The following is a 13,528-nucleotide window of genomic DNA, read 5'->3' as shown; positions in this document are numbered from 1 at the left end:
TGGGAAAAGGATGCCGAAGGTACCGGGCGCGTGCAACTGCCGCGATGGCCGATGCCGCCCCGGCGTCGTCACGCCGATGAAATATCCGTCAACGCGTCGCGGAGGATCGGCCCGCGCGGCGCGCCCTGGCCATCATGTAGAGCGCGCTGCCCACGCCGACCAACGCGACCAGGCCGACGTAGTGCGCGGGACCCAGTCCACCCGCCGACTTCGCGAGATAACCCACGAGTACCGGCGTGGCCGCGCCGCAGATCGCATAGGCGACGTTGTACGACAGCGAGATGCCCGAGAAGCGGATCGCGGGCGGGAACGCGGCGATCATCACGGCCGGAACGATGCCCGCGACACCGGCGAACAGACCCGCGATGGGATACAGCACGTAGAGATGGACGCCGCCCGTGCTCAGGTCGGCGTAGAGGGCATAGGTCGCCGCCGCCAGGCCGATGGACGCGACGAGCATGGCGCGCGCCTTGCCCTGCCAGTCCACCAGCAGTCCGCCGAGCACGCAACCGATGCAGAGCGTGAGCGCGGCGAGGCTGCCGGCGGTGAACGCGCGCGACCCGTCGATGCGGAACGCCGTCTGCATCAGCGTCGGCGTCATCAGGATGACCACGACGATCGCCGCCGTGAGCACCCATGTGACGACCATCGACAGCGCGACACCGGGCAGGTGATCGCGCACGACGACCCACGCCGGGAGCTCGGTCGACAGTTCCTTGCGTTCGCGCATCTGCGCGAACACCGGCGTCTCGCTCAGCCAGCGGCGCAGGTACACCGCGAGGAACCCGAAGATCCCGCCCAGGAGGAACGCGATGCGCCAGCCATGGTCGAGCATCGCCTCGGGCGACATGCGCGCGTTCATGCCGGCCGCCACCAGCGAGCCGATCAGGATGCCGACGGTGAGGCCCGAGCTGAGGCTCGCGCAGGCGAGTCCGACGCGGCGCGGCGGCACGTGCTCGGCGACGAACACCCACGCGCCCGGCACTTCGCCGCCGATCGCGATGCCCTGCACCACGCGCATCAGCGTGAGCAGGATCGGCGCGAGGACGCCGATCGTGGCGTAGGTCGGAAGCACGCCGATGATCAGCGTGGGTACCGCCATGAGGAACACGCTGAGCGTGAACATGCGCTTGCGCCCGACGCGGTCGCCGAAGTGCGCCATCACCAGCCCGCCGAGCGGGCGAGCGAGGTAACCCACCGCGAAGATGCTGAAGGCCTGCAACTGCGCGACCCAGTCCGAGGTACCCGGCGGGAAGAACAGATGCCCGAGGGTCTTGGCGAAATACGCGAAGATGACGAAATCGTAGAACTCGAGGGCACCACCGAGGGCGGAAAGGATCAGGGTCTTCGCGTCGCTCCGGCCGAGCGTGCGGCGGTTGGCGATATCGGTGTCTGCGGTCGTCGTGCTCATGCGTTCGTTCGTGGGGGAGGACGGAGGTGCCATCGGCTATTTAGCTGGCACGGAGCCGGAAGGGTCAAGCGACCGCGACGCTTGCATGCGAATACCGGGACGATAGATCGAGCCTCTGGACTTCATAGGATCAATCGATTGCCGCTATCCGCCGCCGATGTCTATGATCCGTGGAAGAAGCGTCGATGTCCCAGTCGCTGGTCCCATACCGGGCCCCGGCAAGCCAGAGGAGTAGCACGCATGTCGAACGAAGCGAAGTGCCCCTTCAAACACACCGCGGGAGGCGGCACGACCAACAGCGACTGGTGGCCCCACCGCTTGCGGGTGGATCTGCTCAGCCAGCATTCGTCGAAGTCCAATCCGCTCGATCCCGACTTCGACTATGCCGAAGCGTTCGGCAAGCTCGACTACAAGGCGCTGAAGGAAGACCTCCGCGCGCTGATGACCGACTCCCAGGAATGGTGGCCGGCCGACTTCGGCCACTACGGTCCCCTCTTCATCCGCATGGCGTGGCACAGCGCCGGCACCTACCGCATCGGCGACGGGCGCGGCGGTGGCGGGCGTGGCCAGCAGCGCTTCGCGCCGCTGAACAGCTGGCCGGACAACGTCAGCCTCGACAAGGCGCGTCGCCTCCTCTGGCCCATCAAGCAGAAGTACGGCAAGAGCATCTCGTGGGCCGACCTGCTCATCCTCACCGGCAACGTCGCGCTGGAGTCGATGGGGTTCAAGACGTTCGGCTTCGCCGGCGGACGCGAGGACACCTGGGAACCGGACAACGACGTCTACTGGGGCAACGAAAAAGAGTGGCTCGGCGGCGACCATCGCTACAAGGGCGACGGCACGCTCGTGGCCGATCCGCACCTGCACGGCGAAGAGCAGGATCGCACCGAAGGCGGCCGCCACCTGGAGAACCCGCTGGCCGCCGTGCAGATGGGCCTCATCTACGTCAATCCCGAAGGCCCCGAAGGCAAACCCGATCCGATCGCGGCGGCGCACGACATCCGCGAGACCTTCGCGCGCATGGCTATGAACGACGAAGAGACCGTCGCCCTGATCGCCGGCGGTCACACCTTCGGCAAGACGCACGGCGCGGCCGACGCCAAGAACGTCGACCTCGAACCCGAAGCGGCGGAACTCGAACAGATGGGCCTGGGCTGGCGCAACGCGCACGGTTCCGGCGTCGGTGCCGATACGATCACCAGCGGCCTCGAGGTCACGTGGACCCGGACCCCCGCGAAGTGGAGCCACGATTTCTTCCGCATCCTCTTCGACAACGAATGGGAACTCACGAAGAGCCCGGCGGGTGCGAATCAGTGGACGGCCATCGGGGCCGAGGCGACCATTCCCGATCCGTTCGGCGACGGCAAGCGCAAGCCGACGATGCTGACCACCGACCTCTCGCTGAAGCTCGATCCGGCGTATGAAAAGATCTCGCGTCGATTCCTCGAGAACCCGGATCAGTTCGCCGACGCGTTCGCCCGCGCGTGGTACAAGCTCACGCACCGTGACATGGGGCCGCGCTCGCGCTACCTCGGTCCCGAGGTCCCCGCCGAGGAACTCCTCTGGCAGGACCCGCTGCCGAAGGCCGATCATCCGCTCGTGGACGATGCGGACATCGGCGCGCTGAAGGCGAAGATCCTCGCGTCGGGACTCACGGTGTCCGAGCTCGTCTCGACCGCATGGGCGTCGGCGTCGACGTTCCGCGGCGGCGACAAGCGCGGCGGCGCGAACGGCGCGCGCATCCGTCTCGAACCGCAGAAGGGCTGGAAGTCGAACCAGCCGGAGCAGCTCGAGCGGGTGCTGGCGAAGCTGGAAGCGATCCGCGACGAGTACAACGGCTCCGCGGCGGGCGGCAAGAATATCTCGCTGGCCGACCTGATCGTGCTCGCGGGTAGCGCCGCCGTCGAAAAGGCCGCGCGTGATGCGGGACACGACGTCACCGTGCCCTTCGCTCCCGGCCGCACCGATGCGACCCAGGAACAGACGGACGTCGAATCGTTCGACGCGCTCGAACCCAAGGCCGACGGCTTCCGCAATTACCTGAAGGCACGTTACAGCGTGCCCGCGGAGCACCTGCTGATCGACCGGGCCCAGCTGCTGACGCTCACCGCGCCGGAAATGACGGCCCTCGTCGGCGGCATGCGTGTCCTCGGAACGAACGTCGACGGTACGCGACAAGGCGTCTTCACCGATCGTCCCGGACAGCTGACGAACGATTTCTTCCGGAACCTGCTCGACATGGGCACGGTCTGGAAGCCGGCGTCGCCGGCGCGGGAATCGTTCGAAGGCAGCGACCGCAAGACGGGTGCGCTGAAATGGACGGCGAGCCGCGTCGACCTGATCTTCGGCTCGAACTCCATCCTGCGCGCGTTGGCGGAGGTCTACGCCGAAGCGGGATCCGAAGCGAAGTTCGTCAAGGATTTCGTCGCGGCATGGGTCAAGGTGATGAACCTCGACCGCTTCGACCTGAAGACGCGGTAAGACCCACGACGTAGGAGCGCGCCCTGCGCGCGACAGCGTCTCGCGATGAGCCACAGGCCCTGTGGCTCATCGCGAGACGCTGTCGCGCGCAGGGCGCGCTCCTACCTCAGAACGTCCAGCGCACGCCGAGGTTCACCGAGTCGCTCTTCGTGTGCTCGGCACGATCCGCGTTGTAGTACACGAACGTGCTGGCCTTCGGCGTGATGTCGAAGCTCACGCCGACACCGGCCTGCCAGTGGTTCCGCATCGGGCGCGAGCCCTGCACCGTGAACGGTGTCGCGGGAGCACCGGCGAACGCGTTGTTCACCGAGATGTCCTCGTCCTTGGTGTTGTGCAGGTAGCGAACCATCACGATGGGATGGAGTTTGGTGCCCTGCACGCCGAGATCGACGTCACCCACCAGCCGCGCGCCGATCCCGTACTGCATGCTGCGCGCCTCGGCCTGGCCCACGCGAAGATCCGCGTCGCCCGCCCCCTTCTCCGTGAACCCGTCGTACTTCACCTTCGTGTAGTACGCGCCGATGAACGGCTCGAGATGCATCGTGTCGCTCAGCTGGAAGCGGTAGCCGCCCTCGATCGACGCGTTGATGGCCTTGCCGTCGTAGCGCCCGGTCGCCTGCGGCGTGAACGCGCCCACGCTGATGCGGCGCGAGCTGTCCGCGTCGAGATGCCCGTACGAGGCCAGGCCCTCGACCCAGAACCGCTGCTGGTTGAAGTAGAGCGCGTGCAGACCGATGCCGTACTGGTCGACGTCGGTGTAGTCGCCACGCTGGTCGACTTCCGTGCGCGAATTCGCGAAGTTGGCATGGACACCGACACGCAGGTCCGGTGTCAGCGCGGCGTCGGTACCGACCACGACGCCGTGGATCCGGTAGTCGGCGCGGGCGACGTTCGCGTTGCGATCGAGGTCGCTGCTCGACGTGTACGGCACCGCCCATACCGCCGTGCCCTGCTCGCCCGTATCGCGCTGCAGCTTGAGCCGGTAGAACACCGTGTCCTGATACTGGCTCTGCCCCGTCAGTTCCGCGGTCGCCGCCGAGGCGTAGGTCTCGCCGGTCAGCGAATCGAACGCCCGCACCACCTGGTCAGCACGCAGTCCGCGCACCGTGCCGAGGAGCGTGGGCAGCGGGTCGCCGCCCGACGTGGCGATGGTCTGCAGCGCCGTCGCCATGTTGGCCTGATTGTTACTGAGGCCCGGGAACTGGTCGAAGCGGATACCGCCCGTCCCCAGACCGCTACCGGCTTGCGACAGCGTGAGGATCAGCTGGTTGCCCGACTGAACGACGCCCGTGTCGAGGAACGGGAACAGGCCCTGCGTGACGTTTCCGTAGGTGCCGGTGATGCCGCCGCTGGCGTTGAGGATGGTGTACCGGTTCACGGGACCGAACGTGCTGCCGGTGGGCAGGACGACCAGGCTGCCGCCCACCGTCGCCGGACCGTTCGCCGTGATGCTGTCGCCGGCGCCGGTGCCGTTCACCCGGATCTGCGTGACCGAGTCGCCGCTCAGCGTGAGGCCGCCGGTCGTGAGCGTGGTGCCGGCCGTGCCGGTTCCGCCCGCCGGGCCCGTCGCGCCGTCGATGCCGCTGGGTGCGATCGTGCCGCCGTCGACGGTGACCGGACCGTCGATCGTGCCGCCACCGACGACACCGCCGCCTGGATTCACCGTCACCGGACCGCCCAACGTGCCGTTGACCACGAGGTTGCCGCCGATCGTGCTGCCGCCCGCGAACGTCACGGACGTGCCCGCGTTCACGGACAACGTACCCGCCGCCGTCGTCAGGTTGTCGATGCCGTTGAAGACGCCGTTCGCGAGCGTGCCTTCGCCGTCGCCCGTGATGTTGAGCGTCGTTCCCGGCCCGGTGCCGTTCACCGTGCCGGTCACATCGGGCAGCTCGTCGTAATCCAGATCGAGGTTGCTGCCGCCACCGATGTTGAGCGTACCGGCGATGGGCCCGATCAGATTCAGGATGTTGCCCGTGCCGTCGAGGTTGGCGGTCGCGTTCGCGCCGACCGAGATGCCGCCGGTGTACGGATTGCTCGCGTTGAGGATGCCGCCGTTGACGTTGATGCCACCGGTGAACCCGGCCAGCGTGCCACCGAGGGTGAGGCTGCCCGTGTCGTTCTTGTCGAGCAGGCCGGTGCCGGAAAGATTGCCGTTGAGCGTGAGATCCTCCGCACCCTGCACGGTGACGCCGTTGGGCCCGACCGCGACGTTGTTCGCCAGCGTGACCGCGGTGCCCGCTTCGAGGGCCGCGTCGTCGATCGCGAGGCCGCCGGTGCCGAGCGCCGTGTCGCTGCCGACCACGAGCGTGCCACCGTTGACCGTCGTGCCACCGGCGTAGCTGTTGTCGCCGTTGAGGGTCAGCGTCGCGTCGCCGCCCTTGGTCAGCCCACCCGCGCCGGAGATGTCGCCGTCGAGCGTGAGGTCGTTACCTCCGGGCAGCGCGAGCGACGCGTTGAGCACGATGTTGTTGGCGAGCGTCAGCGCCCCGGTCGTGTCCAGCGATGCCGCGCCGCCGACGGTGAGGTCGCCGGTTCCCAGCGCGGCGTCGTTGCCGAGGAGCAGGCCGCCCGCGTTGAGCGTCACGCCGCCGCTGAACGTGTTCGCGCCGCCGAGTCCCAACGTGCCCGCGCCGTTCTTCACCAGTCCGCCGGTGCCGTCGATGACGCCGTCGAAGCTGGAATCCGTATCGCCGCCGAGCGTGAGCGTGTTGGCACCGAGCGTCACGTTGCTGCCCACCACGCCGCCGAGCGAGCCGATCGTCTGGTCGCCGCCCGCGGAGATGTCGAAGGTCGAGGCACCGGTGAGGTTCACCGCCCCGCCCGCCGCCAGGCTCCCACCCGCGCCGATCGCGAGCGTGCCGCCGTTGATCGTCGTGCCGCCGGTGTACGTGTTCGCACCCGTCAGGGTCAGTGTCGCGGCGCCGTCCTTCGTCAGGCTTCCCGCCCCGGTGATCGCGCCGCCCAGCGTCAGGTCGTTGCTGCCGAGGATCGTCAGGCCGGCGTCGAGCGCGATGGCGTTCGCGAGTGTCACCGGCGTGCTCGCGTCGAGCGTGCCGTTGCCGGCGACGGTGAGCGTGCCCGTCCCCAGCGCCGCGTCGTTGCCGACGAGCAGGCCACCCTGGTTGAGAACGACGCCGCCGCTGAACGTGTTCGCGCCGCCCAGGCCCTGCGTGCCCGGACCGTTCTTGATCAGGCCGCCGGTGCCGGAGATGACGCCGTCGTAGTTGGTGTTGCCGATGCCATTGAGCGTGAGCGTGTTGGCGCCCAGGGTGACGTCGCTTCCCGCGACGCCCGCGAGCGAGCCGATCGCCTGGTTGCCGCCGCCGGAGATGTCGAACGTCGTTCCCGCGTTCGCCAGCGTCACCGCGCCCACCGGCGACAGGCTGCCGCCCGGGCCGATCGCGAGCGTGCCCGCGTTGATCGTCGTGCCACCCGTGAACGTGTTCGTGCCCGTGAGCGTTTCGGTCCCCGTGCCTTCCTTGATCAGGCCGCCCGTGCCGCCGATCGATCCGCCGAACGTGCCGTCGGTCGGCCCACCGATGGTGAGCGTGTTGCCGCCGAGGTTCACGGTGCCGTCGCCGATCAGCGTGCCGAACACCTGCGTGCCGGCGCCCGCCGAGAGGTCGAACGTCGCGTTCGTCGCGAGGTTGACGGTGCCCTGCGCATAGAGGCTCGCGCCCGCGCCGAGAGCCAGCGTGCCGGCGTTGATGAAGGTGCCGCCGGTATAGGTATTTGTGCCGTTCAAGGTCAGCGTGGCGAGGCCTTCCTTGGTCAGGCTGCCCGTGCCCGAGAGGTCGCCGTTGAACGTCATGTCGTTCGTGCCGAGCACGGTGAGCCCGGCATTCAGCGTCATGTCGTTGGCAAGCGTGACGGCGGTGAGCGCGTCGAGGGTGGACGCGCCGCCGACGGTCAGCGCGCCCGTACCCAGCGAGGCGTCGTTGCCGACGACGAGGCCGCCCGCGTTCAACGTGACGCCGCCACTGAACGTGTTGGCGCCCGTGAGCGTCTGCACGCCCGCGCCGTCCTTCACGATGCCGCCGCTGCCGCCGATCGTTCCGGCGAAGGTCGCATCGCCCGTGCCGCCCAGCGTGAGCGTGTTGGCACCGAGCGCCACGGTGCTTCCGGCGACGCCGGCCAGCGAACCGATCGTCTGCGCACCGCCCGCCGAGATGTCGAACGAACCCGGGCCGGCGAGGTTGAGCGCGCCCGTCGACGCGAGGCTGCCGCCCGCGCCGATGGCGAGCGTGCCGGCGTTGATCGTCGTGCCGCCCGTGTACGTGTTGGTGTTGGTGAGCGTGAGGACCGAACCGCCGTTCTTGATCAGACCGCCGGCGCCGGTGATCGCGCCACCGAGCGTGAGCGCGTTGGAACCGAGGATATCGAGGTTCGCGCCGCCCGCGAGATCGATGTCGTTGGTCACGTTTAACGCGCCGGTGGTGTCGAGCGACGCGTTGCCGCCGACGGTGAGCGCGCCGGTGCCGAGCGCACCCGCGTTGCCGAGCACCAGCCCGCCCGCGTTGAGCGTGACGCCGCCGGCGAACGTGTTGGCGCCGCCCAGTTCCTGGATGCCCGCGCCGTTCTTCACGAGGCCGCCCGTACCGGCGATCAGTCCGTCGTACGCGCCGTTGGCGATGCCCGAAAGCGTGAGCGTGTTGCCGCCGAGCGTCACCGTGCTCCCGGCGACACCGTTGAGCAGGCCGATGGTCTGGTCGCCACCGGCCGAGATGTCGAAGCCCGTGCCCGGTGCCGCTAGCGTGACCGCGCCCACGGACGAAAGGCTGCCACCCGCCCCGATGGCGAGCGTGCCGGCGTTGATGAGGGTACCGCCGGTATAAGTGTTCGTGCCGGTGAGCGTCTCCGTGCCCGCACCGACCTTGACGAGTCCGCCGGTACCGGCGATGGAGCCGCTGAAGATACCGTCGATCGCATCGCCCACGGTGATGGAATTCGCACCGAGGTTCACGGAGCCCGATCCCGTGAGCGTGCCGACGGTCTGCGTCCCGTTGCCTGCCGAAAGGTCGAGCGTGGTACCCGCCCCGAGGTTCACGATGCCGGCCGCCGAAAGGCTCGCACCGGCGCCGAGCGCGAGGGTGCCGCCGACGACGTCGGTACCGCCCGTGTAGCTGTTGATGCCATTGAGCGTGAGCGTGGCGGCGCCGTCCTTCGTCAGCCCGCCCGCGCCCGTCAACTGGCCGTTGAGCGTCAGCGCGTTGCTGCCGAGCACGGTGAGTCCCGCGTTGAGCAGGATGTCGTTCGCGAGGGTGACCGGGCCGGTCGAGTCCAGCGTGACCGCGCCGCTGATGGTCAGCCCGCCGGTGCCCAGCGCCGCGTCGTTGCCGACGACGAGGCCGCCGCCGACCAGGTTCACGCCGCCGCCGAAGGTGTTGGCGCCGCCCAGCGTCTGGACGCCGGCGCCCAACTTCACCAGTCCGCCGCCACCGCTGATGACGCCGTCGAAGGTCTGGTTGGACGCATCGCCGAAGGTCAGGGTGCTGCCGCCGAGGACGAGACCGCTTCCCGCGACACCCGACAGCGCGCCGACGGTCTGATTCGTCGCGGCGGAAAGGTCGAGGATGCCGGGGCCGGCGAGATTGACGGCACCGGTCGCGGCGAGGCTGCCGCCCGCGCCCACTGCGAGCGTTCCGGCGTTGATCGTCGTGCCGCCGGTATAGGTGTTCGCGGCGCCGAGCGTCACCGTGGCGGCGCCGTTCTTGACCAGGCCGCCCGTGCCGCCGATCGCGCCGCTGAGCGTCAGCGCGTTGCTGCCGCCCAGCGCGAGGTTGGTACCGGCCGCGATACCGATCGTGTTCGTGATCGCGACCGGCGCGTTCGCATCGAGCGTCGCGTTGCCGGCGACGTTCAGCGCACCGGTACCGAGCGCGCTTCCGTTGCCGAGCACGAGCGTGCCGGCGTTGAGGTTCACGCCACCGCTGAAGGTGTTCGCGTTGCCGAGGGTCAACACGGACGCGCCGTTCTTCGTCAGGCTTCCGGTGCCGGAGACGACACCGCCGAGCGTCACGTCCTGGCTTCCGAGCAGGTTGAGCGAACCGCCGGCGCCCAGCGCGATGCCGTTGGCGAGGTTGAGCGCGGTTGAGCCATCCAGCGTCACCGCGCCGCCGACGTTGAGCGCGCCGGTGCCGAGTGCGCCGCTGTTGCCGAGCACCAGGCCGCCGGCATTCACCGTCGTTCCGCCGGCGTACGTATTCGCGCCATCGAGCGTGAGCGTGGCGCTGCCGTTCTTCACGAGGTTGCCCGCGCCGGACACGATGCCGCCGAGCGTCACGTTTTGTCCGCCGAGCACGTTGAGCGACGCACCGGTGCCGAGCGCCACGGCGTTACCGAGATTGAGCGCCGTCGAGCCGTCGAGCGTCACGGCGCCACCGACGTTCAGCGCGCCGGTACCGAGCGCCCCGCTGTTGCCGAGCAGCAGCCCACCCGCGTTGACCGTGGTGCCGCCGCTGTAACTGTTCGCTCCATTGAGCGTCAGCAGCGTGCCGCCATTCTTGATCAGGCTGCCGCTGCCGCTGATCGTGCCACCGAGGGTGACGTTCTGGCTGCCCAAGAGGTTCAGGGCACCGCCTGCGAGATCGACGTTGTTCGCCAGATTGAGCGCCGCGGTGCTGTCCAGCGTGCCGGCACCGGTCACGCTCAGCGTGCCCGATCCGATGGCACCGCTGTTGCCGAGCACGAGGCCGCCCGCGGCGAGGTTCACGCCGCCGGTGAACGTGTTCGCACCCGTCAGGGTCTGCACGCCCGTGCCCGTCTTCACCAGGCCGCCGGTGCCGCCGATCGTGCCGGCGAAGGTCTGGTTCGTCGCGTCGCCGAAGGTGAGCGTGTTGGCACCGAGGGAGACCGTCGTTCCCCCGACGCCGGCCAGCGAGCCGATGGTCTGCGCGGTCGTCGCACCCGCGATGTCGAACACCGCCCCGGCACCGGAGAGGTTGACGGCACCGGTCGACGCGAGGCTTCCGCCCGCCCCGATGGCCAGCGTACCGGCGGCGACGTTGAGGCCACCGGTGAACGTGTTCGCACCGGTCAGCGTCAGCGTCCCGGTGCCGGACTTGATCAGGCCGCCCTGCCCGGCGAGCACGCCACTGAACGTCGAAGGCTGCGTCCCGAGATAGGTGAGATTCGCGCCGCTGGCGATGTTCATGGCGTTCGCGAGGTTCAGCCCGACGCTCCCGGTCAGCGTCGTGCTCTGATTGACGCTGAAGAGTCCCGTGCCAAGCGCGTTGCTGTTGCCGAGCGTCACGGTTCCGCCGTTGACCGCGACGCCGCCGGTGAACGTGTTCACGCCGTTGAGCGTCAGCGCCGTGGCGCCGCTCTTGACGATGCCGCCGTCGCCGGTGATCGGAGCGGCGAGCGTGATGTCCTGCGTGCCCGGCAGAATCAGTGACGAGCCCGTGCCGATGTTGATCGTGTTGCCGAGCGACAGCGCCGCCGTCGTGCCGTCGAGCGACGCGGCACCGCCCACGTTGAGCAGGCCGCCGCCGATCGCCGCGCCGCTGCCCAGACGAAGTCCGCCGGCGTTGAGCGTCACGCCACCCGTGAACGTGTTGGTGCCCGTGAGCGTCTGGATACCGGTCCCGTTCTTCACCAGCGCACCGGATCCCGTGATGATCCCGGCATACGCGGTGTCGCCGAGACCTCCGAGCGTGAGCGTGCGGCCACCGAGCGACACGGTGCCTCCCGCGCCCGCGAGGGAACCGATCGACTGGTTCGCCGTGGCGCCGGAGATGTCGAGCGCCGATCCCGCCGCGAGCGATATCGCCGCCGTGGGTGAGAGGTTGCCCGCGGCGCCGAGCGCCACCGATCCCCCTGTGATCGAGAATGCACCGGTGAGGGTGCTCGCGCCGCCGAGGGTGAGCGTCGCTGCACCAGCCTTGGTCAGGTTGCCCGCCCCTGAAAGACCTCCATTGAGCGTCAGCGCCTGCGCGCCGGGCAACGTCAGCGTGTTGCCCGCGTTGACGCTGATCGCGTTGTTCAGCGTAAGCGGCGCGCTGGTCGCGAGCGTCGCGTTGGCGCCCACCGCCAGGGCGCCGGTGCCCAACGCGTTCGCGTTGGTCAACGTGAGGCTCGTCGCGTTGAGGTTCACGCCTCCTGCGAAGGTATTGTTTCCGGAGAGCGTGACGCCGGGATTCGTCACGGTGAGGCCGCCCGTTCCGGAGAGCACGCCCGTCATCGAGAACGCGTTGCCGCCCGCGAGCGTGAGCTTGCCGTTGCCGCCCAGCGTGATGTCCTTGGCGAGCGTGAGCCCCGCCGTGGACGCGGCCAGCGCGCCGCCGTTCGCGGTGAACAGGCCCGTGCCGAAATTGGCGGCGCTGCTGAAGTTGATCTGCCCGTCGTTCAACGTGGTGCTGAGCGTGCCTGCGCCGCTGCCCACGGTGTTGACCAGATTCCAGGTGCCGCTGTTGACGATCAGGTTCTGGAAGTTGAAGAAACGCGCACCATCGATCGTGGTGACGGTGCCGGTCGCGCCCGACCCGGTACCGGTGGCGGCGTTCTGCAGCACGAGGCGATTGGTCAGGCTACCCGTGCCGCCATTGACGGTACCCGCGCCAGCGAGACTGATGCCGATGTCGACGAGCGCCGTGTCGACACCGATACCCGTGTTGAGCACGCTCGATCCGGAGACGGCGGTGTAGACGTTGGCGCCGGCCGAGTTGCCCATGTACAGGCTGCCGTCGAGGATGCCCGCGTTCACGAACGTGTTGCCCGCGGCCGATCCGCCAAAGCCTATGCGTCCGCGGATCTTGCCGGTGTTATTCAGAGGGTTGGAGAGATCGCCCGTGCGCAGGTTGACGACGTTGGTCTGCGCTCCGCCGTAGCTGATGATCGCCGGCGTATCCGACACCGTGAGGATCCCCGTGCCGAAGATCGACATGTCGAACTGGCCTTCGTTGCGGATGTTCGTCACACCACCCGCGCCGTTCTGCACCAGCAGCGCCTGACCGCCCACGCCGAGCAGCGAAGCGAGGTTGAACACTCCGGCGATCCGTCCGCCCACCTGGTTGTTGACGTTGATCGTGTTCGCCGCACCCGACGCGTTGCCGAGATAGGCACCGGCGGCCGCGACGCTGAGGCCACCCGTGAGCGACGGATCGATGGTCCCCGCGTTGTTCAGCGTGATGCCGTTGCCGGAAAGGCGCATGGCCGTCCCGCCAGCGAGCAGGGGAACGCTCACGAGCGCGTTGCTCTCCACGTTCACGGTGACGCCGTTCGTGGCATCCACGAGATTCGTGGTGGAAGAGCCGGTCGGGCAGGTGATGATCACGCCCGTTTGCGAGCAGGCGGCCTCGGCGGGCGTTGTAAGAAGTGGTGTCGCAAGCACCGACGTCAGTGCGAGATAGATGCCACGGGTAAGGGTGTTGCGACGAACCGACTCCACACGACGCTTGCTCATTATCATCCCCAGAAGCCGCAGGTGGTGTTCCTTCGCCGCCACGGCGGATCGCGTTCGAAAAACGCGGGCCGCACTTCGCTGGTCCGGCGTTTCGCCAGACGACGTTTCGGGAACGGTGTTTTAACTGCGGCCTGAGACTAAGCGAGCGCCTCAAGGCGTCGATGCACAAACTAGGCAAGTTGCGAGTCAACCCGTGATCACGCGTGAAAAAGCGTGCACGGTTGTGAACC

The 13,528-nt window shown here is 68.6% G+C and carries 3 protein-coding genes; 1 reads left to right on the top strand and 2 read right to left on the bottom strand.

Annotated elements, in window-relative coordinates; genetic code table 11:
• Nucleotides 1-88 precede the first annotated feature (88 nt).
• Entirely contained in the window at nt 89-1,411 is a 1,323-nt protein-coding gene (locus BMW54_RS12440; RefSeq protein WP_090056413.1) for an MFS transporter, read from the bottom strand.
• A 240-nt stretch (nt 1,412-1,651) separates the two neighbouring features.
• Between BMW54_RS12440 and katG the strand changes: the two genes are divergently transcribed.
• Nucleotides 1,652-3,892 carry a catalase/peroxidase HPI gene (gene katG / locus BMW54_RS12435; RefSeq protein ID WP_090056411.1) on the top strand — a complete coding sequence of 747 codons (2,241 nt, stop codon included), beginning with the start codon at nt 1,652-1,654 and terminating at the stop codon, nt 3,890-3,892.
• 106 nt (nt 3,893-3,998) lie between these two features.
• On the opposite strand, the gene BMW54_RS12430 is transcribed toward katG, so the two are convergent.
• Nucleotides 3,999-13,298, bottom strand: a complete 9,300-nt coding sequence (locus BMW54_RS12430; protein ID WP_175472850.1) for an autotransporter-associated beta strand repeat-containing protein — start codon at nt 13,296-13,298, stop codon at nt 3,999-4,001.
• Between the last annotated feature and the right edge of the window lie 230 nt (nt 13,299-13,528).

Origin of the sequence: Luteibacter sp. 329MFSha (assembly GCF_900111665.1) — a bacterium.
In the GTDB taxonomy this organism is placed as follows: Bacteria; Pseudomonadota; Gammaproteobacteria; order Xanthomonadales; family Rhodanobacteraceae; genus Luteibacter.
This window is presented reverse-complemented; position numbering and strand designations above follow the sequence as displayed.

Coding starts and splice junctions, on each gene's coding strand:
- BMW54_RS12440 (WP_090056413.1), bottom strand. CDS start 1,411: ATGAGCACGACGACCGCAGACACCGATATCGCCAACCGCCGCACGCTC.
- katG (WP_090056411.1), top strand. CDS start 1,652: ATGTCGAACGAAGCGAAGTGCCCCTTCAAACACACCGCGGGAGGCGGC.
- BMW54_RS12430 (WP_175472850.1), bottom strand. CDS start 13,298: ATGAGCAAGCGTCGTGTGGAGTCGGTTCGTCGCAACACCCTTACCCGT.